This is a genomic window from Luteimonas sp. Soil_N_1 (assembly GCF_057656255.1).
In genome coordinates this window covers 1145879-1166470 of the sequence record NZ_JBDGKS010000001.1, presented here as the reverse complement: position 1 = coordinate 1166470, position 20592 = coordinate 1145879, and the positions used below count along the sequence as shown (strand labels likewise).

Annotated in this window: 19 protein-coding genes and 1 riboswitch; of the genes, 8 read left to right on the top strand and 11 right to left on the bottom strand. The window is 67.6% G+C overall.

Annotated features, from left to right (window positions below; genetic code table 11):
• Positions 1-70: 70 nt before the first annotated feature.
• The 5 genes from virB11 to AC3A4E_RS05255 are packed head-to-tail and all read right to left on the bottom strand — an operon-like array spanning position 71 to position 4339.
• The gene (gene virB11, locus AC3A4E_RS05275; protein WP_487630494.1) at positions 71-1108 is read right to left on the bottom strand and encodes a P-type DNA transfer ATPase VirB11; all 1038 of its coding nucleotides are present in this window, start codon (positions 1106-1108) and stop codon (positions 71-73) included.
• A gap of 7 nt (positions 1109-1115) precedes the next feature.
• A complete protein-coding gene (locus tag AC3A4E_RS05270) occupies positions 1116-2312 on the bottom strand; it encodes a TrbI/VirB10 family protein (RefSeq protein WP_487630493.1) in 1197 nt (398 codons plus the stop codon).
• Positions 2309-3091 carry a TrbG/VirB9 family P-type conjugative transfer protein gene (locus AC3A4E_RS05265; protein WP_487630492.1) on the bottom strand — a complete coding sequence of 261 codons (783 nt, stop codon included), beginning with the start codon at positions 3089-3091 and terminating at the stop codon, positions 2309-2311. The genes AC3A4E_RS05270 and AC3A4E_RS05265 overlap by 4 nt, the downstream gene beginning before the upstream one ends.
• On the bottom strand, positions 3088-3924 hold the full coding sequence (locus AC3A4E_RS05260) for a VirB8 family type IV secretion system protein (protein ID WP_487630491.1): 837 nt from the start codon (positions 3922-3924) through the stop codon (positions 3088-3090). Before AC3A4E_RS05260 ends, AC3A4E_RS05265 begins: the two co-directional genes overlap by 4 nt.
• 10 nt (positions 3925-3934) lie before the next feature.
• A complete protein-coding gene (locus AC3A4E_RS05255; protein ID WP_487630490.1) occupies positions 3935-4339 on the bottom strand; it encodes a hypothetical protein in 405 nt (134 codons plus the stop codon).
• Positions 4340-4827: 488 nt separating this feature from the next.
• Between AC3A4E_RS05255 and AC3A4E_RS05250 the strand changes: the two genes are divergently transcribed.
• Positions 4828-5382, top strand: coding sequence for a hypothetical protein (locus AC3A4E_RS05250; protein WP_487630489.1), 555 nt, complete (start codon positions 4828-4830; stop codon positions 5380-5382).
• 45 nt (positions 5383-5427) lie between these two features.
• Complete coding sequence (locus AC3A4E_RS05245) at positions 5428-7140, top strand: type IV secretory system conjugative DNA transfer family protein (RefSeq protein WP_487630488.1); 1713 nt, start codon at positions 5428-5430, stop codon at positions 7138-7140.
• A 145-nt stretch (positions 7141-7285) separates the two neighbouring features.
• Here the strand turns inward: AC3A4E_RS05245 and AC3A4E_RS05240 are convergent, their stop codons facing one another.
• From AC3A4E_RS05240 to metX, 4 genes are all read right to left on the bottom strand, one after another.
• Positions 7286-8041 carry a DUF1521 domain-containing protein gene (locus AC3A4E_RS05240; RefSeq protein ID WP_487630487.1) on the bottom strand — a complete coding sequence of 252 codons (756 nt, stop codon included), beginning with the start codon at positions 8039-8041 and terminating at the stop codon, positions 7286-7288.
• Positions 8042-8166: 125 nt separating this feature from the next.
• Positions 8167-9255, bottom strand: a complete 1089-nt coding sequence (locus AC3A4E_RS05235) for a homoserine dehydrogenase family protein (RefSeq protein WP_487630486.1) — start codon at positions 9253-9255, stop codon at positions 8167-8169.
• Positions 9252-10493, bottom strand: coding sequence for an O-succinylhomoserine (thiol)-lyase (locus AC3A4E_RS05230; protein WP_487630485.1), 1242 nt, complete (start codon positions 10491-10493; stop codon positions 9252-9254). Before AC3A4E_RS05230 ends, AC3A4E_RS05235 begins: the two co-directional genes overlap by 4 nt.
• On the bottom strand, positions 10490-11542 hold the full coding sequence (gene metX, locus AC3A4E_RS05225; protein ID WP_487630484.1) for a homoserine O-succinyltransferase MetX: 1053 nt from the start codon (positions 11540-11542) through the stop codon (positions 10490-10492). Before metX ends, AC3A4E_RS05230 begins: the two co-directional genes overlap by 4 nt.
• 100 nt (positions 11543-11642) lie before the next feature.
• A riboswitch (SAM riboswitch) is annotated at positions 11643-11771 on the bottom strand.
• Positions 11772-11885: 114 nt separating this feature from the next.
• On the opposite strand from metX, the gene AC3A4E_RS05220 reads away from it, so the two are divergent.
• The 6 genes from AC3A4E_RS05220 to AC3A4E_RS05195 all read left to right on the top strand — a co-directional run bounded on the left by AC3A4E_RS05220 (position 11886) and on the right by AC3A4E_RS05195 (position 18812).
• Entirely contained in the window at positions 11886-12986 is a 1101-nt protein-coding gene (locus tag AC3A4E_RS05220; protein ID WP_487630483.1) for an NHL repeat-containing protein, read from the top strand.
• A gap of 8 nt (positions 12987-12994) precedes the next feature.
• Positions 12995-13909, top strand: coding sequence for a M23 family metallopeptidase (locus AC3A4E_RS05215; protein WP_487630482.1), 915 nt, complete (start codon positions 12995-12997; stop codon positions 13907-13909).
• 71 nt (positions 13910-13980) lie between these two features.
• Complete coding sequence (locus AC3A4E_RS05210; RefSeq protein ID WP_487630481.1) at positions 13981-15585, top strand: peptide chain release factor 3; 1605 nt, start codon at positions 13981-13983, stop codon at positions 15583-15585.
• Between the two features lie 77 nt (positions 15586-15662).
• A complete protein-coding gene (trhA, locus tag AC3A4E_RS05205) occupies positions 15663-16319 on the top strand; it encodes a PAQR family membrane homeostasis protein TrhA (protein ID WP_487630480.1) in 657 nt (218 codons plus the stop codon).
• Positions 16320-16375: 56 nt separating this feature from the next.
• Positions 16376-16768, top strand: coding sequence for a hypothetical protein (locus tag AC3A4E_RS05200; protein WP_487630479.1), 393 nt, complete (start codon positions 16376-16378; stop codon positions 16766-16768).
• Positions 16769-16841: 73 nt separating this feature from the next.
• Entirely contained in the window at positions 16842-18812 is a 1971-nt protein-coding gene (locus AC3A4E_RS05195; protein ID WP_487630478.1) for an AsmA family protein, read from the top strand.
• 4 nt (positions 18813-18816) lie between these two features.
• On the opposite strand, the gene AC3A4E_RS05190 is transcribed toward AC3A4E_RS05195, so the two are convergent.
• On the bottom strand, positions 18817-19797 hold the full coding sequence (locus tag AC3A4E_RS05190) for a glycosyltransferase family 2 protein (RefSeq protein WP_487630477.1): 981 nt from the start codon (positions 19795-19797) through the stop codon (positions 18817-18819).
• Complete coding sequence (gene mtgA / locus AC3A4E_RS05185; protein WP_487630476.1) at positions 19794-20555, bottom strand: monofunctional biosynthetic peptidoglycan transglycosylase; 762 nt, start codon at positions 20553-20555, stop codon at positions 19794-19796. The genes AC3A4E_RS05190 and mtgA overlap by 4 nt, the downstream gene beginning before the upstream one ends.
• Positions 20556-20592 lie beyond the last annotated feature (37 nt).

Below are 20592 nucleotides of genomic sequence, written 5' to 3'. Positions count from 1 at the left end.
CATCAGTGTGCCCTCCTCATCCGGGCCATGCAGACCGCTGCGCGCAGATGCATGCGTGTGCAGGCCCGGCTCATGCTGCCACCGCACGTTCGGGATCGAAGTCGATGCCCGTGATGAAGCGTCGACCTGCATGTGCCTTGATGTGGACGACGATCTCGATGGTCATGCGCAGCAGACGCTTGATCACGTCGAACTCCAGACCTGCGCCTTCGGCGGATGCCTTGACCATCAGTGCGAGCTGGTCCCAGGTCTGGCTGGTGCTGCCGGCGTGGCAACTGGTGATCGAACCGGGGTGGCCGGAGGCGCAGTTGCGGATGAAGTAGAACGACTCGTCGCCGCGCAGCTCGGCGAGGATGATCCGGTCCGGCTTCATCCGCAGACAGGCCTCCATGCAGCTCTTGGCGGTGACGTTGCTCGCGCTCTGGCCGCCCTTCGAGTACAGCAGATGCACTACGTTCGGTTGGCGCAGGAAGAGTTCGCGTGCGTCCTCGATCGTCACCAGCCGCTCCTGCTCGGGGATATGGTCGACGAGGGATTTCATGAATGTGGTCTTGCCGCTGCCGGTCGCGCCGGCCACGACGATGTTCTTGTGGTAGCGGACGGCTTGGCGGAAGAATTGGGCGTAATCGCGCGCGCGGCGCAGTTCGAGCAGTTCCCGGTCTTGGTCGCTGATCGACGCCGACGCCTCGGGGATCTCGGCGAAGAAGCCGTCGCGTTCGTACTCGTCGAGTGTCCTGGCGTAGCGCGACGGCAGCCGAATCGTGATCGACACGCGGCCGGCATCGCATGCGGGCGGAATCACGAACTGCGCGCGTTGCCCGGTGGGAAACGTCAGCGACACCATGGGATCGACATCGGTGATCCGCTGGCCCGTATTGCTTTCATTGACGATCGAAGTGCAGAACTGGCGTGCACGCTCGAAAGTCAGCGACGGGACGTCCGTGCGGCGCCAGCCTTCCCGGGTTTCCAGGTACAGCTCGCCCGGACGGTTGATGCAGATCTCGGTCACGTCCGCGGACTGCATGTGCGCACCGATGCCGAGCACCTCGTACTGGTACTCGAGGAACCGGTTGGAGATCTGTGCGACGGTGGCGGGCTGGAGGTCCATGGCCGGCTCAGCGCACCACCGCGGAGAAGTCGACATCGCGTGCGACGTAGACGTTGACCACCGTGCCCTGGTTGATCGTGACCGTCGGTGGACGCGCCATGTTGCGTTCCAGGGCCATGTTGGCCATCCGCTCGAGCGTGCGCGCGGTGTTGCTCTCGTAGGGGTTCTGCACCACGAAGCCGTTGCCGAATGAGGCCTGTGGCTGGCCGTGTTCCGCAGCCGCGTACTTGAAGGCGTCGCTGAGCATGCTGATCAACAGGGCCGAGGCAAGCCGCTGTCCCCAGTGCGCCGTGTAGTGGCCTGCGTTGCCCGCTGAGCCGAGCCCGTCCACGCCCGGGCTGCGCATATTGACGTCGAGGCCGGTCGGCGTCGTGATCCGGTCCCAGACGATGCCCGCGCGATCGCCGATGACACTGTCGGCGTTGTAGAAACCCATGACCTTCGAACCACGCGGCAGCAGCAACCGCCGACCGTTCACCGAATACACCGGCTCGGTGACGATGCAGGAGGTGTATCCCGGGAAGTCGCTGATGACGCGGGATTGCAGCACGCAGCGGATGTACGTGCCGCGCAGCAGCAGCGTATCGGGGCCGTAGAGCGGACGTGCACTCGTTGGCCCATCGGCGGGCGCCTGCGTGACGGACACCGGCGCGGCTGCGCTGAAACCGTCAGGCATCCCGGTCATTCCGTCAGGCCCCGCCCCTGGTATGCCGGACGTGCCCGATCCTGCTGCGACATCCTGCATGCGCCGCTCCAGCAAGGAGGGTTGCTGGCTGCCGGAGAACATGCCGCCCGACAGCGCATCGCCCATGCCGCCTGACGATGCCGGACGCGGATCTTCGATCACCGGCAGTGGCGGCAGCTCCGGCTGCGGTGCAGGGATCCTTGCGACGGGAAGTTCGGGCAGATCCCGCGGCGCGGCAGGAATCACGATCTGTTCGGCCACCTGCGTGCGGGGACGCGCGTCCTCGCCGCTCGGGCCGCCGCCCGAGAACAGCCAGAATGCGAGTCCACCGAGCAGCAGCACGATGCCTGCGAGAAACACCAGCGCGCGACGGTTGAGACGCTGGACCTCGGACGACTGCAGCACGGGCGCGTCCGCGTCCAGATCTGTCTGCTGGCCGACTCGTGCCTCGTAGGGATTCGCAGGGCCGCGACCGCCAGGAGCAGGCGGGCGTTCGTTGTCGACGGGATGCTCGCTCACGGCTCGGCACTCCTGCGCAGGCCGACGACGTGTGCGCCGTGCCGGACGACCAGAAACGGATAGGTCCCATGGACCACGATCACATCGTCTTCGACCGTCGAATTGACGACGAACTCTTCGCCGTCTTCGCTGTCCCGGGCAAACACTGCAGGAAAGTTGCCGCTGGGAAAACGGGCGCGATCCCCCATGCGGATGTAGGTGAAGCGACGATCGTCGTAGACCGTCGAGGGCACCAGCCAGTGCGGCGTGCGCCGATGCTGGGTGTAGTCGTAGCGGAAGTGGTAGTGGCGGTCCGGATGCAGGCCGGTGCTCAGTTCGGCGGCAGCCTCCGGCGCTTCGGTCGTATCGGGCGCGAAGCGGGTATCACCGGGATAGCTGAAACGGATCTTGTACTGCACCCCGGCGGCGCGCGCCTGGTCGAGCGAGCGCCAGTCACTCGCGACGACTTTCATCTCGAAAATGTAGGCATGCGCGGCAGTGCGCACCAGCAGATTGGTGTCGACATCGACATTCCGCGGCTTGACGTAGAACACGTTGTCGCGGCGGCTGATCTCCCAGCCGCCACTGAAGCCGGTGCTGTAGTCGAGAATCTGCTCGTGTGCGCTGAGCTCGATCTGCGTGGTGATGCCCAGCCCGGTCCGCACCTGGTAGACGGCGTCGGGCTGGTAGGCGTACTCCTCCACGACCTGCGCCAGTGCCGGCAGTGGACCTGCCAGCAGCAGGACAGCCGCGACGAGGAACCCATTCACGCCCGGCCGGGTACGTAAGCCACGAGTCATACGTCTTCTCCGTCCCTGGCGGGCACCCTCGGCTCCGCGTCGACGCCTTCGATTCCTGTTGCCGGTGCCGCGGAGCGATACACCGGGAACTCCCGTTCCGGCACCGGTGCGGCAGCGAAGTCGAGATCGACGCGATAGTTGGTCACCCGGAAGCCCAACGGATTGAGCAGGCGGTCTTCGTCGCTCAGCCGCAGCTCCCGGTTGTAGCTGAACTCCAGCGTTGCGATCCGCGCATCGATCGGCTCCAGCCGGCCATTGGACTTGTCATAGAGGCTGCGCTGGAAGCGCACGGTCGCACCCGCGGGACGCCGGCCTTCGCCACCACCGATCAGCACGATGCTCAGGATCCGCGTCCTGACCGAACGACCCGTGCCGTACAGCCGGAACGGGCGCTCGGGATTCTGTTCCGAATGCAGGTTGATATAGGCGGGCGCAACGGCCGGGCCGGCCATGGACAGCGTGGTCCGCCAGTTGCGCTGACCGATCAACCCGGAGTCGTAGGACTCGCGCGCGAGCACGAACTGGGCGACGTTGCTCTTGTTGATCGCCTCCTCCATCGTGACGTCCCGCTCGTCGAAGTTGCCGGCCAGGCGCGCAACGCTTGCGGTTCCGGTGTAGGGATCGGCCATCACCAGGTATGGCACGCGCTCCTTGAGCGGCAGGAACAGCACGTACCCGCCAGCGAGCAACAGCGACATCGCGACTGCGCACCCGGCAATACGCCAGGCACGTCGCTCGCTGCGCCGGATCTGGTCGGTCAGCGTGAGTTCGTAACTGACGCCCTGCGCGACGGCCTTGTCGATCTCGGGCGATGCGGTGCGCTTTCCGAACATGTCCGCTCCGTCAGTCCGGGCGACCGGAGGCCGCTGCGACCGACGCAACGTGGGTCTGACTGACCACGATCGCCCCGCGGTCAGCCGATATCCGCACGCCCTGCGCCGCATAGGCAGCCGTCAACGCGGACGCAGCCTGTTCGATGCTTGTGGTCCTGAGCAACGCGACTGGCGCGTGCAGCGTGTAATCGTTGGCGTGCTGGTAAGAGAGCGCGAGGCCGGCATCATTCGACCAGCGGGTGAGCAGCGCCTTGAGCGTCCGATCCGACGGAAAGGCCTGGAACATGTAGGCCTGCTGCAGGGGGAGCACCTGCGGCGCTTCTGCAAACTGGTGAACAGGCCGCCACTGTCCCCGCGGGTCGGCCGCCTGCGGCGTTGCGCAGCCAACCAGTGCGAACAGGCCAAGGCCCGTCATCCCTGCAGACATCCATCCTGCAAATGGTGTGCTTGTGCCCACGCGCTCCTCCCCCGATGTGCACGTTCGACGGCGCTGCGTTCGCGGTTCGAGCGCGCGATCGCCGAAGTGCGTCCCCTGGCTACATCGCGTGCCGTCTCTGCCGGCGCCTGCGATGCGATGACGGCCGACGCTAAGCGACCCGGAAAAAACCCGTCAACGCATCGGTCTTTCGATTCAGCACCGGAGGGCGCGATCTGGACGGTGTGGCACAGGCAGTGGGAAACCTCTTGAATCAAGGGGTTTCGGCCGGATCGGAACCGCTCTCCCGACGTTTCCTGCGACGCGTGCAGGCCTCGGCCGACACGCGATGACGCGAATCCCGCAAACCCTCGGGTGATTTCCCGACCCTTTGTTCCGGACAACCAGATCCGCTGCGGCGATGCAGGTGCCCGCATCCTTCTCCCCACGGGAAGACATCGTCAGCGGAAGCCATGGAACGGACGCAGATGGAAGACTTCATTGCGAGCGCGGCACTGCTCGCCGCGCACCTGACGCGGCAGTGCGAACAGGCCGCGAGCGATCAACGCGAGGCAGCCGGCGCACTGCAGAGTGCGGCGGCAGGGGTCGCCGAGCACACCGCGGCAGGTCGCGACGCAGTGTTGCGGGCCACCACAACGGCAGTGCGGGATGCCCTGACCGGTCAGCTCGATGCCACCACCACGCGTGCGGAATCGGCCGCACAACGGATCGAGCACCTCATCGCGCACCTCGACCGCACCCAGGCAGGCCTGACTGCACGATCACGCCTGCTGGGTAGTGGAGCCCTGCTGGCGCTGGTGCTCGGCGGGACTGCCTTGATCGGCGCCAGTGGCTATGTCGCCAAGCTCAATCTGGACCGTGCGGAACGCGCCAGCGTGCGCGCGGACGTGCTCGAGGCCTTGCAGCAGGTCGCCATCACCGCCTGCGACGGTCGCCCCTGCATCAAGCTCGACGATGGACTCAGCCGCTGGTCCTCGAACGATGACTACGTGTTCGTCGATACGCGGCAACCGGCGCCATGACCGTGTGCACAGCAGCCACCGGGCAGCGCGACCGGAGGGCGCCACATGTCGGCTGAGCGCTGGATTGGCGCCGCACTCGTCACGATCGGCACGGTCGTGGCCGCGCTCTATCTCGCGGGCTATCTCGTGCTCGTGCTGCTCGGGCTGGACACCGCATTGCTCGGCATCGGCACCTGGTACGCCTACGCCAGCGTCGTCGGACATCCTCAGGTCGCGCCGCATGCCTGGCGGATCTGGACCGCTGGGGGGATCGGCTTCGGATTGATGGGCCTAGTATGGCTGGCGCTCGTGGTGATGCTGTTCAAGCTGCGCAGCCATCGCAACATCCATGGCCGCGCGCGTTTCGCCGGCATGCTCGATCTCGCCAACACGGGTCTGTTGAAGCATCGCGACGATGGCATCATTCTCGGCCGGATGAACGGCAAGCTGCTGCGTCTGTCGGGCCAGCAGTTCGTGATCCTCGCAGCGCCGACACGCTCGGGCAAAGGTGTCGGCGTGGTGATCCCCAACCTGCTTGACTACCGCGAGTCGGCCGTCGTACTCGATATCAAACAGGAGAACTTCGATCTGACCTCGGGCTGGCGCAGATCGATCGGCCACGAGATCTTCCTGTTCAATCCGTTTGCGGACGACCGGCGGTCGCATCGCTGGAACCCGATGACCTACGTGGCGTCGGATCCATCGTTCCGCGTCTCGGATCTGCAGGCGATCGCCGCGATGCTGTATCCCGACGGTGACGACCGCGACAGGTTCTGGACCGGCCAGGCGCGCAACGCCTTCCTCGCGTTCACGCTGTACCTCTTCGAACGCGCCGATCACCAGGACGATGCACCGACGCCCACGCTGGGCGAAGTACTGCGGCTCTCCTCGGGCGACGGCAGCGAGCTGAAGCCCTACCTGCAGACGTTGTCCCGGGCTCCCTTTCTCGGTGACCAGGCACGCACTGCATTCGCGGGTCTGCTCTCCCAGGCCGACGTGACCTTCGCCTCGATCATGGGCGCGTTCCGCGAACCATTGAATGCCTGGCTCAATCCTGTACTCGACGCGGCCACCAGCGGCGACGACTTCCGCCTCGACGACGTGCGCCGCAGACGCATGACCATCTACGTCGGCATCCAGCCCAGCAAGCTGGCCGAAAGCCGGCTGATCGTGAATCTCTTCTTCAGCCAGCTGATCAACGTCAACACCCGGACCCTGCCGCAGAACGACGCTTCGCTGAAGCACCAGTGCCTGCTGCTGATGGACGAGTTCACATCGATCGGTCGCGTCGACATCATCACCAAAGCGGTTGCCTACATGGCGGGCTACAACCTGCGCCTGCTGCCGATCATCCAGTCGATGGCCCAGCTGGACGCGGTCTATGGCAAGGAGCTCTCGCGCACCATCATCACCAACCATGCGCTGCAGATCATCTACGCCCCGCGCGAGCAGCAGGACGCAAACGACTACTCCGAGATGCTGGGCTTCACCACCGTTCGACGTCGCGCCCGCACGCACTCGCATGGCGGCGCCCGCAACGTGTCCGACAACGAAGTCCTGGAGCGGCGCGCGCTCATGCTGCCGCAGGAACTCAAGGCCATGGGGCCCGAGAAGGAGATCGTGCTGTACGAGGGGCTGGCGCACCCGGTGCTGTGCCGGAAGATCCGGTACTACAAGGATGGCTACTTCACCAGGAGGCTGCTGCCCAAGGTGGACGTCCGGTCGCTGGCGATCGGTCCGGAGCGCGATGCGGGACACTCGGGACACGCAGCAACCTGACCTCGTCCTTTGCTGTGCGGACGCGACCCGCCTGCGTAATCCCGCTGGTCGTCACCGGAAACTCAGAAGCATCACGGCAGATGAAGACAGCGGCGCGCGACCGGGCACTGGCCGGAACGCGCGCCGCACACAGGCACGCTGCGGCTCAGGCGCTGATCGACAGCGTCAGGCTGAACTGCCATGGCACCGCCGGCTTCGCCACCGGTTCGGGATCACGATGAGCGTTGTCGCTGCCGAGCGCGAGGCCGCCGTTGAAGTTGATCGCCATCAGGCCGGTGAAGAACGAAAAGATCTCGGCGAAGTGGGCGAGGAAATCCGGCCCGCCGTTCTTCAGTTCGTCTGTCGCGAGAATGAAGGCCTGATCGACGTTCTGGATGTTGCCATTCCGGTCGACGGCGATGAAGCCGCTGCCGTTCTCGTTCTCCAGCAACACGTTGCCGTCGCGCACCGCGGCATCAAGCACGCGGCCGCCGCCGGCGAATTCCTGGAACGACAGATCGCCATGGGTGTTGCTGTCCACGCCGCTGATCTGCACGCCGTAGTCGCCATCGGTGATCGTCACTACGGATGCCACGGTCGCGCCGTCGCCGCCCTGCGCCCACGGCGTGGTCTCGATCGTGACCTTGGTGCCGTCGTCGAGCTGGAACGTGGTCTGGCCCCAGAAATCGAAGGCGTGCTTGCCGTCGATCTCGACGTGCGGGTCGCCCCAGATCCGGTAGTTCTCGCCGGTGCCCTTGTTGAAGACGATGACTTCGTCGTTGTCGCCGGCGGTGATGCGGTAATTCTCGTTTTCGAACTGCACGCGGCCGTCGGCGGTGCGCTGCGTACTGGCGGCGCTCTGCACGGCTGGCAGCTGACCGCTGATGCTGAGCGAGACGGAGATGCTGAGGTTGTCGGTCACGGTGGGCCCCTGGCTGGATGGAATCTGAATGACGCCATTCCAGCGCGCGCGCAGCGCCCACGACACCGGGGCGCACCCGATCTAGGGTTCGCCCCAGTCAGGGACTTCCGAAACTTGCGCCGCCGTCAGACCACCTGCGCGTGGGTGATGGCCAGCACGTCATCGAGCAATGCCGCCGCGGTGACCTCCGCGCCCGCGCCCGGGCCCTGGATCACCAGCGGCTGCGCGCTGTAGCGATCGCTGTGGATCGCGACACGGTTGTCGGTGCCGTTGCCTGCACACAGTGGATGGCCGACCGGCAATGCACGCAGACCCACGCGTGCACCGTCGGCGTCGAAGCGGCCGACGAAACACAGCCGATCACCGTTCGCGGCCGCCTCCGCGCGACGCGCTTCGAGTGTGTCGTCGAGTGCGGCCAGCGCCTGATCGACATCCGCACCCGCGGCGCGCGCGAGCACATCCGGCACCAGCGATTCGACGACGACTTCATGCGCCGGCAATGCGATGCCCGCGGCGCGCGCGAGGATCAGCAGCTTGCGGCGCACATCCTCGCCGGACAGATCGACGCGTGGATCCGGCTCGGTGTAGCCCGCCGCGCTCGCCTGCCGCACGAGCGCCGAGAACGGTTGGCTGCCGTCGTGATGCGAGAACAGCCAGGCCAGCGAGCCCGACAGCACGCCCTCGATCGCGTGGATGCGATCGCCGCCGTCGATCAGCGCGCGCAGGCTGCGCAACAGCGGCAGGCCGGCGCCCACCGTCGCACTGTCGCCATAGCGGCCGCCGATCGCGCGCGCATCGCCGATCGACAGCGCGCGCCCGAGATCGCCGCCGGTGCCGAGCTTGTTCGCAGTCACCACGTGCACGCCGCGGGTCAGCCATTCGGGATGCCAGTCGGCGACGGTTTCGCTCGCGGTCGCGTCGACGATGATGTCGCCCGGCTTCGGGCTTTCGCCTTCGGCCCACGGCGGGAATCCGGCGCGCCGACGCGCCGCGGCGCGGGCCTGCGCGAGCGCGGCATGCAGATCATCGCCACCGCCGACCTGGGTCCGCGAATTGCAAAGCCACGCGACCTCGGGCAGCGCCACGCCCTGCTTGGCGAGTCGCGCATAACGTTCGACGAACGCCGAGCCGACCGTGCCGGTACCCAGCAACGCCAGACGCGCGGGCCGCGGTTGCGCGCGGCGCCCCTGCCGCAGTTGCACGACGGTACTCATGCTTCGACGCCTGCGCGGGACGGACGCGTGGCCGCGGCCAGCACGGTCGCGGCGCGAGCGAGGCCGGCCTCGATGTCGATCAGCAGATCGTCCAGCGCTTCGATGCCGACCGACAGGCGCAGCAGACCGTCGGAGATGCCGGCCGCAGCGCGCGCCGCCGGCGTCATCGCCGCGTGCGTCATCGTCGCCGGATGCGCGATCAGGCTCTCCACACCGCCGAGCGATTCGGCCAGCGTGAACTGCTGAAGGCCAGCGACGAATGCGCGCACCACATCTTCCTGCGCCACACCGGGCGCGCCGGCGAGTTCGAAGGACAGCATCGCGCCGAAGCCCGACTGCTGACGCGCGGCGATCGCGTGACCCGGATGGTCAACCAGACCCGGATAGTGGACGCGCGCGACCGCCGGATGCGCGTCGAGCAGCGCGACTACGCCGGCGGTGTTCTCCTGATGGACGCGCAGGCGCGCATCCAGCGTGCGCAGGCCGCGCAGGGTCAGGAAGCTGTCGAACGGCGAGCCGGTGATACCCAGCGCGTTCGCCCACCACGCGAGCTGCGCATGCAGTTCGGCGTCGCGCGCGATCACCGCGCCACCGACCACGTCGCTGTGGCCGTTGATGTACTTGGTCGTGGAATGCAGCACCACATCGGCGCCGAATTCGATCGGGCGCTGCAGCGCGGGCGACAGAAAGGTGTTGTCGACCACCGCCAGCGCGCCGGCGCGATGCGCGGCCTCGATGACGAAGCGCAGGTCAGTGATGCGCAGCAGCGGGTTCGACGGCGTCTCCACCAGCACCAGCTTGGGCTGCTTCGCCAACGCGTCGGCGAGGCTGCGCGGATCGGTGAGATCGGCGGTGACGAGTTCGAAGTGGCCCTTGCGCGCCAACGCATCGAACAGGCGCCAGCTGCCGCCGTAGGCATCGTGCGGCACGACCAGACGATCGCCCGGCTCGAGCAGCGCATTGAGCACCAGGGTGATCGCGGCCATGCCGGTCGGCGTGATCACACCGCCCGCGCCGCCTTCGAGTTCGGCCAGCGCTTCGCCGAGCAGATCACGCGTGGGATTGCCGCTGCGGGTGTAGTCGTACTGCCGCTTCTCACCGAAGCCGGCAAAGCTGAAGTTGCTCGACAGCACGATCGGCGGCGTCACCGCGCCGTAGGCCGGATCGCGATCGATGCCGGCGCGCACGGCGCGGGTCGCGGGCTGACAGGCGGCGTCGGTCGGGGCGTGGATGCTCATGCGGGGTCTCCGGAAGTGGGGGCACGCAGCGCGGTCGCGAGCAGTGCATCGATGCGGTCGGTTTCTTTGAGGAAGGCGTCGTGGCCATAGGGCGAGCGCAGCACGCGCAACTGGCCGTTTGGGCCCAGGCCTTCAAGCAGCGTCACCGCATCGGCCAGCGGCACGAGGCGGTCGCCCTCGACGGCGACGACGGTGGTCGGCACGCGGATGTCGCGCGGATCGACGCGGTGCAGGTCGATGGATTCCGACAACCGCAGCCACGCGGTGACCGGCGTGCGCGAGACGTAACGCGCCCCCGCGGCATCGAGATAGTCCTCGGCAGCCACGCGCACGCGGCCGTTGACGACTTCGGGCGGGGCGTCGAAACGCTCGGCGAATTCTTCCGGCGTGCGGTAGCTGAGCATCGCGAACTGGCGCGCCAGCGACAGGCCCTGCGCATCGGCGCACTGCAGCTGGCCCAGCGCGACGGCCTGCCGCTGCAGCGCGCGCCACGCGGCCGCATAGGGATGCGCGCGATGCGCACCGCTGACCGCGACCAGCCGCTGCAGACGGGTCGCGTGGCGCGCCGCGAACTGCAGGCCGACCAGCGCACCGTAGGAATAGCCGACGAAGGCATGCAAGCGCGCGATGCCCAGCGCGTCGAGCAGCACGGCGATCGCATCGGCCTGGTCGGTCGTGTCGATCGGCGCATCGAGCGCGCCATCGGCACCGACGAAATCGAAGGCCAGCAGGCGCAGCTGCGCCGGATCGAGCGTACGGCCCGGTGCGACCAGCTCTTCCAGCCAGCCGGCTTCAGCATGCGCGGCGTTCGCCGCCAGATGCCGGTGCGCGGAGATGCCGCCGGCGACGAACACCACCGGCGCCATTGCCGGGCCCTGCAGCTGATACCGCAGCGTGACCTGACGCATGCCGGCATGCCGGGTGGCGAGCTGCACGTCGAGGCTGCCGCGGGTGACGTCATGCGCAATCAGCGCATCGGCAGCGAGCGCGTGCACGTACGCCGCGTCGGGCGTGGGTTCGGGGCGGTAGGCGGTGTCGACGAGACTCATGGCACGGGATTCCGGATGGACTGGGCCATCGCGTCTCGCGGGAATCACCGGAAGTCGCCTGTCGGCGGAATACAACACCGGCGCGAACGCCGATACGGCATCACCATCTTCCGGTGGACACACAGGTCCCCGCAGGACTTGGCACCGCGATGGACGCCGCGCGAAACGCGGATCCCATCAGGTTGCCCCGGCATCAAAGGGCCTGCCCCTCCGCCGGTCTCGATGGAGCGTGCAGGTTGCCAGCGCGATTCCGGAAAGTCAATCGCTTCATCCGGATGCAGCGATGGATCATTTCGGATGCAACCGGTCACGCAGATGACGCGGCGCTCGGCATAATCCGACGATGCGCATCGCCCTCCTGTTCGCGGCCGCCCTGCTGGCCGGTTGCACCACCAGTTCCCCCCGTCCCACCGCGCCCGAAGCCGATGCCATGGCAGGCGCGGAAGCGGCCGACCGACCGGCGATCGTCGAAGCCTGGCGCTCGTCCGCGCACGCGGGCGATGAACTGGATTCGCTCGCCACTTGGCCGACGCCCGAGGGCGGCACCTGGCTGATCGCCACGGCCAAGCGCACGCATCAGCTGCGCGTGTTCGATGCGGACACCGGCGCGATGCTGCGCACCGTGGGTGCCCGCGGGGCCATGCCCGGCCAGTTCGACCGGCCCAACGGCATCGCCGTGCACGGCGATCTGGTGTTCGTCGCCGAGCGCGACAACCACCGCGTGCAGGTGTTCTCGCTCCCCGGCTTCACCCCGCTGGCCGCGTTTGGCGCCGACGACCTCCGCAGCCCTTACGGTCTATGGGTCCACGAGACCGCGCCGGACGCGTTCGATGTCTACGTCACCGACAGCTTCATGGACGGCGCCGACCACAAGCAGGTGCCGGACTTCTCCCGCCTCGACCAGCGCGTGCGCCGCTACCGCTTCGAATCGCACGACGGCGCCGCGCCCAAGGTCACCGCGCTGGGCAGCTTCGGCGCTACCGATGCGCAGACCGCGTTGCGCATCGTCGAGTCGATTGCCGGTGACGCCGCTTACGACCAGTTGCTGATCGCCGACGAGGATCTGCGCCACAACGCGACGGTCCACGTCTACACGCTCGAAGGCGCGTATACCGGCCGCGCATTGCCGGCCGGCACATTCGATGCCGAACCGGAAGGCATCGCGCTGTGGTCATGCAGTGTCGACGGCGGTTACTGGATCGTCGCCGACCAGCAGCGGCCACGCACCGTGTTCCGGGTGTTCGATCGCGAACACCTGACGCCGGCCGGCAGCTTCACCGGCGCCCACGTCGCCGCGACCGACGGCATCGCACTGCATCCCTCGCCTACCGCGCGCTTCCCCGCCGGTGCGCTGTTCGCCGTCGACGACGACACATCGGTGGTCGCGTTCGATCTGCGCGAGGTCGCGACCGCGCTGCAGCTCGATCCCGACTGCAGCCGCTGAGCGCGCTGATGCCGATGCGGCGATGGCAGTCAGCGCTCGCGCTGCTGGCGCTGTGCGCATCCGGCGCCGCGCTCGCGCAGACGCCGTCGAGCGGAACCTGGCCCGGCACCACGACGCCGCCACCCGCGCCTTCGGTCGAGGCCGTCACCTCGCCAACCCGCGCTTCGAGCGTCGAACTCGAACTGCGCCCGCGCTTCGGCGGCACCGAGGCGACCGCGATCAACCATCTCGCCGGGCCGGTGGAAGTGACGCTACTGGCCGACGGTCCGCCGCCGATCGCCACGCCGGCCCTGCCGGCACGCGTCGCGGTGCCGGGCGACAGCCGCCTCGTGATCGCGCAGTTGCAGGATGGCGCCGCCGGCACGCGCCTGCGGCTCGTCGCCATCCCCGGTCTGCCGGGCGCCCGTGCGCGCAACGTCGAATATCTGTATCCACTGCGCGACGCGCCCGTACGGATCGCCCAGGGCTTCGGCGGCGGCTTCAGTCACGCCGATGACGAAAACCGGCACGCGGTCGATTTTGCGGTGCCCGCCGGCACGCCGGTCCTCGCGGCGCGCGACGGGTTGGTGATGCAGGTCGAGTCCGGCGCGACCGCGCGCCTCGATCCGCAAGCGATAGTGGATGCGGGCGACGACCGCGTGCGCGGCAACTTCATCCGCGTCCTCCACGACGACGGCACGATGGCGCTCTACGCGCACCTGCAGCAGGCCGGCGTGGTCGTCGCACCCGGCGCACGCGTGCTGCGCGGCACGATCATCGGCTTCTCGGGCAACACCGGCCTGAGCGCCGCGCCGCATCTGCATTTCGTCGTCCAGGCCAACCGCGGCATGCGGCTCGAATCACTGCCGTTCCGGATGGCCGGGCCAAACGGCCCGTTGCGCTTCGGACAGGTGCAGGCCGAGGCAGGGCGGCCCGAGCCCTGAGCCCGCCGCACGGCGGCGTATAATCGGCGGCTTCCCGATTCCAGCCTGCGCGCACCCGCGCGGCCGCCCGCATGTCCGATATCGCCTCCGAAAGTTCCCGCCGCCGCACGTTCGCGATCATTTCGCATCCCGACGCCGGCAAGACCACGCTCACCGAAAAGCTGCTGCTGTTCGGCGGGGCGATCCAGATGGCCGGCTCGGTCAAGGGTCGCAAGGCCGCACGCCATGCGACGTCCGACTGGATGGCGCTGGAGAAGGAGCGCGGCATCTCGGTGACCAGCTCGGTGATGCAGTTCCCCTACGAGGGCCGCGTCGTCAACCTGCTCGATACGCCCGGCCATGCCGACTTCGGCGAGGACACCTATCGCGTGCTGACCGCGGTCGACTCGGCGCTGATGGTGATCGACGTCGCCAAGGGCGTCGAGGAACGCACGATCAAGCTGATGGAAGTCTGCCGGCTGCGCGACACGCCGATCATGACCTTCATCAACAAGCTCGACCGCGAGGGCAAGGACCCGATCGACCTGCTCGATGAAGTCGAAACCGTGCTCGGCATCCAGTGCGCGCCGGTGACGTGGCCGATCGGCATGGGCCAACGCCTTAAGGGCGTGGTGCATCTGGTGACCGGCGAAGTGCATCTCTACGAGCCGGGCCGCAACTTCACCCGTCAGGATTCGACGATCTTCCCGTCGATCGATGCGCCGGGTCTGAGCGAGAAGATCGGCGAGAAGATGCTGGCCGATCTGCGCGACGAACTGGAACTGGTGCAGGGCGCCAGCCATCCCTTCGATCTCGACGCCTACCGCGCCGGCAAGCAGACGCCGGTGTTCTTCGGCTCGGGCGTCAACAACTTCGGCGTGCAGCCGCTGCTGGACTTCTTCGTCGACCACGCGCCGCCGCCGCAGGTGCGCGAAACGACGACGCGCGAAGTGGCGCCGCAGGAAGACAAGCTCACCGGCTTCGTGTTCAAGATCCAGGCGAACATGGATCCGATGCATCGCGACCGTGTGGCATTCATGCGCGTGTGTTCGGGCCGGTTCGAAGCCGGCATGAAAGTCTTCCAGCCGCGCACCGGCAAGCCGCTCAAGCTGGCCAACGCGCTGACCTTCATGGCCAGTGATCGCGAGATCGCCGCCGAGGCGTTTCCGGGCGACGTCATCGGCATCCACAACCACGGCACGATCTCGATCGGCGACACCTTCACCGAAGGCGAGAACATCGCCTTCACCGGCATCCCGAACTTCGCCCCGGAACTGTTCCGCCGCGCGCGCCTGCGCGATCCGCTCAAGCTCAAGCAGCTGCAGAAGGGCCTGGCGCAGTTGTCGGAAGAAGGCGCGACGCAGTTCTTCAAGCCGCTGATGAGCAACGACCTGATTCTCGGCGCGGTCGGCGTGCTGCAGTTCGACGTGGTCGCGTACCGCTTGAAGGACGAATACGGCGTCGACGCGAGCTTCGAAGCGGTGCAGGTCAATACCGCCCGCTGGATCCGCTGCAAGGACGCCAAAACGCTCGAGGCCTTCCGCGACAAGCACGCGATGAATCTGGCCTATGACGCCGCCGATCAGCTGGTCTATCTGGCCCCGACCCGGGTGAACCTGCAGCTGGCCCAGGAGCGCGCGGAGGGTGTCGAGTTCCTTGCCACGCGCGAGCACGCGCATGCGGTGTCGGTGGACTGATCCGCGCCGCGACCTCTGACAGGACACGGGCGCGCGGTCATACTTCGCGGCAGTCCAAACCCCCCAGCCGGACGTCGATGATCACCGCCCCGCCCCGTTCGCTGCGCGCGAAGCGTGAAGAGTTTGCAAGCGCCCTGACCCATGGTCTCGGCGCGACCGCCGCGCTCGCCGGCGGTGCGGTCCTGATCACCCTGGCCGCGCTCTACGGCAACGGCTGGCAACTCGGCGCATCGATCGTGTTCGGCGTCTCGCTGCTGCTGCTGTATCTGGCGTCCACGCTGTACCACGCGGTCGAACATCCGGTGGCCAAAGGCCGCCTGAAAGTATTCGACCACTGCGCGATCTATCTGCTGATCGCCGGCACCTATACGCCCTTTACGCTGATTGGCCTGCGCGGCACGCTGGGCTGGTGGCTGTTCGGCATCATCTGGACGCTGGCGCTGGCGGGCGTGGTGTTCAAGCTGTTCTACACCGGCCGCTTCCGCGGTCTGTCGACCGCGATCTATGTGGCGATGGGCTGGCTGGTGGTGATCGCGATCGGACCGGTTGCCGCAGCGCTCGACACCTGGACGCTGAGCTGGATCATCGCAGGCGGCGTGTTCTACACGGCCGGCACCTTCTTCTATATGCGCGATTCGATTCCCTACGCGCATGCGATCTGGCACCTGTTCTGCATCGGCGGCAGCGTCTGCCATTACGTGGCCGTGCTGGCCCAGGTCGTGCCGGCGCGTTGATCGCCTGCGCGCGCGTCGCGACAATCAAGCGATCGTCGCCCACGCCGGAGTTCCGCATGCGATCCGCCCCGATGTTGTCCGCCCTCGCCGTCGTCATGCTGGCGGCCTGTTCCGCCGAACCACCGGCGCCGCCTGCACCCGTGGCCGCGCCCGCGCCGCCGCCCGCGACGCCTGCGCCCGCGCCGGAAACCGTCACCGCGGCCTACGACTGCCCGACGGCCGCCGTCGTCGAGATCATCCGCGAGGGTCGCTTCGCCCGGCTGCGCATGACCGATGGCCGCATCGTCAATCTCGGCGTGATCCGCGGCAGCCAGCCGCCGGTGTGGTCGGAGGTCGGCCTGCGTTTCGTCACCACCGATGACGGCGCCGAACTGTCGCAGGACAACGGCCGCACCGTGCGCTGCACCGAAACCGCACTACCGGACTCGGGGCCCGCGGAAGCATCGTGATGCCGAACCGCAACGGAACATTCACCCGCAGTTGACCGCGGCGCGTCGATGGTGGGGCTGAACAAGGCCCCCCATGACGACCACGCCCCCACCTTCCGCAACGCCGCGTCCGCGCTTCCGTCGATTTGCATCGTCGCGACCGCTGCGCATCATCGCGCTCGTGCTTCTGGTGGCTATCGTGCTGCTGGTGCTGCTGTGGGACTGGAACTGGTTCAAGGGTCCGGTGGAGCGCATCGTCGAAGCCCGCACCGGCCGCGCACTGGTCATCGGCGGCGATCTCGATGTCGACCTGGGGCGCACGACGACCGTCCGCGCCGATGCGCTGCGGTTCGCGAATGCGGACTGGTCCGAGTCGCAGACGATGGCCTCGGTCGAGCGGTTGGAGATCAAAGTCGAGGTCTTCCCGCTGCTGTTCAAGCGCGAAGTGCGGCTGCCCGAAATCAGGCTGGTGAAACCGATCCTGCGTCTGGAAACCAATCCCGAAGGCGGCACCGGCAACTGGGACATCGCGTTCGGTGGCGGTGGCGACGGCCCACCGCCGCAGATCCGACGCCTCTGGGTCGACGACGGGCGCCTGCGCTATCTCGATGTGCCGGGCCAGACCGACATCGACGTGCGTCTCGCCAGCCGTGAATCGCGCGGCGGCGAAGATGCCGCGCCGGCGATCGGCATCGAAGGCGGCGGCAGCTGGACCAACAACCGGTTCACGCTGGAGGGCGTGGCCGAATCGCCACTCGCCTTGCAGGACACGGACAAGCCGTATCGCATCGATCTGCGTGCCCGCGCCGGTGCCACGCGCGCCCATGTGCGCGGTTCGCTGGTCGCGCCGTTCCAGTTGCGCGACTTCGATCTGCAGTTCGCACTGTCGGGACGCAACCTCGCCGATCTGTTTCCGCTCGTCGGCGTCGCCCTGCCCGACACGCCGCCCTATGCACTCGATGGTCGCCTGACCCGCGATGCGGCCACGTGGCACTACGACGGCTTCACCGGCAAGGTCGGCCAGAGCGATCTCGGCGGTTCCGCCGCGATCACGCTCGGCGGCGAACGTCCGTTCCTGAAGGCCGATCTGGTCTCCAAGCGCCTCGACTTCGACGATCTCGCCGGCTTCATCGGCGGCACGCCGGATACCGAAGGCGACGCGCTCGACCCCGAACTCGTCGAACGCGAACGCGCGCTCGCGGCCAAGGGCCGTGTGCTGCCCGATACGCCCTACGACCTCGCGAAGCTACGGGCAATGGACGCCGACGTGCGCCTGCGCGCGCAGCGCATCAATGCGCCGAAGCTGCCGATCGACGACATGGATGCGCATCTCAAGCTCGATGCCGGTCTGCTGCAGCTGGAGCCGCTGAACTTCGGCGTGGCCGGCGGCAACATCCGCTCCAACATCCGGCTCGACGCGCGCCAGGACGTCATCCAGACCCGACTGCAGGCCTCGGTGCGTCGCATCAGCCTCGGCGGGCTGTTCCCGCCCGATACGCTCGCCGGCGAAGCCGTCGGCCGGATCGGCGGCGATTTCAATCTCGCCGGCACCGGCAATTCGGTCGCGGCGATGCTCGGCAGCGCGAATGGCAACGTCGCGATCGGCATGGGCGCCGGACGGGTCAGCAACCTGCTGGTCGAGCTGGCCGGCATCGACGTCTACGAGACGCTGAAATACCTGATCGGCAACGACAAGCAGATCCCGGTGCGTTGCGCGTTCGCGGACTTCGGCGTGCAGCGAGGCGTGATGGAAAGCCGCGCGTTCGCGTTCGACACCACCGACACCATCATCCTCGGCGAAGGCACGATCAATCTGCGCGAGGAACAACTGGATCTGCTGCTGCGTCCACGCCCCAAGGACCGCAGCATCCTCGCGCTGCGTACGCCATTGACGATCAGCGGCACGTTCGCATCGCCAAGCTTCCGACCCGATCTCGCGCGTCTGGGCCTGCGCGGCGCGATCGCCCTCGCGCTCGGTTCGATCGCCCCGCCGGCCGCATTGCTCGCGACGCTGGAACTGGGCGGCGGCGAAGACAGCGGTTGCGGCGGGCCTTACGCCAAGTAGACGATCAGACGTCGGACAGCTGGTTCAACGCGCCTGGTCCGGGCGCCGGGTGCCAGGCACTCACCAGATAGAGCGGACGCTGCTTCGATTCTTCGTACAGGCGCCCCAGGTACTCGCCGATCACGCCCAGCGCGACCAGCTGCACGGCGCCGAGGAACAGGATCACCGCCATCATCGTCGGCCAGCCCGCGACGCGGTCGCCGTACATCAGCGCCTTTCCGATCACGTACAGCGCGAACGCGAACGCGCCGCAGGCCGTGAACACGCCGACATAGGTGGCCAGTCGCAAGGGTGCGGTCGAAAAACTCGTCACGCCGTCGAGCGCGAAATTCCAGAGGCGCCAGAAGCCGAACTTGGTGTGTCCGGCAATCCGCTGCTCGCGCGCGTACGGCACGGCGATGCGGTTGAATCCGATCCAGCCAAACAGCCCCTTCATGAAGCGATGCCGTTCGCGCAACTGGCGTAGCCCATCGAGCGCACGGGGCGACAACAACCGGTAATCACCGGTGTCGGCCGGCACCGGCGTCTTCGCGAGGCGCTGGATGACGCGATAGAACACATGGGCGGTCGACCGCTTGAGCCAGCTCTCGCCTTCGCGGCTCAGCCGCGTGCCGTGTACGTCGTCGTAGCCGTTGCGCCAGTGCGCGACGAATTGCGGAATCAGTTCCGGCGGATCCTGGCCATCGGCATCGAGGATCATCGCCGCGCCCTCGGTCACCACGTCGAGGCCTGCGGTCAGCGCGACTTCCTTGCCGAAATTGCGCGACAGCCGCAGCAGTGCCACGCGCGCGTCGCCGGCCGCGATGCCCTGCAGCACCTCCCAGGTCGCGTCGCCACTGCCGTCATCGACGTAGAGCACACGCGTCTCGATGCCGTCCGCGGCGAGCGTCTCCATGACCGCGGCGATGCGCGGATGCAGGACCGGCAACGCATGCGCTTCGTCGAACGCGGCGATGACGATGGTCAGCCGATCGTGGGCACTCACTTGAGCGCCTCCAGATAGGACTCGCCGCCGATCTGGCGCGCGTTGCGCTGGATCCACTGCGCGCGTCGTTGCACATACGGGCCAGGCCGCGAAGCGCTATAGCGTTGCGGACTCGGCAGCACCGCCGCCAGTCGCGCGCTTTCGCTGGCGCTCAGTTGGGCGGCGTCCTTGCCGAAATGTCGCTTCGCCGCCGCCTGCGCGCCGTAGATGCCGTCGCCGAACTCGGCCACGTTGACGTAGACCTCGAGGATCCGCGTCTTCGGCCACAGTGTTTCGATCAGCAGCGTGTAGTACGCCTCCAGACCCTTGCGCACCCAGCTGCGTCCGCCCCACAGGAACAGGTTCTTCGCCGTCTGCTGGCTGATCGTGCTGGCACCGCGCATGCGTCCGCCGCGGGCATTGTGCGCGCGCGCCTTCTCGATCGCCTCGAGGTCGAAGCCCCGGTGCCTGGCGAAGTTCTGGTCCTCGGCCGCAATCACCGAGACCGGCAATGACGGCGCGATCCCGTCGAAGTTCCGCCACTGGTAGTGGAGCTGGAAGTCGGCTTGCCGCCCCGTCCACGCCTCGACCTGCCGGATCGCCATGAACGACGAGAACGGCGGGTCGACGAAGCGCAGCAGCAGGACCTGAAACACCGGTGCGACCGCGACCAGCACCGCCAGCGAGGCCAGCCGTCGCAACCATCGCCGGGCAAAGGACGGACGCGCTTGCCGCGCGCCGTCTGCGCCCCCATCTTGTCGTGCTTCCAGAGGTTCCATGGCGGCCACTCTATCGGTCGCCCCGGATACCGCCAAT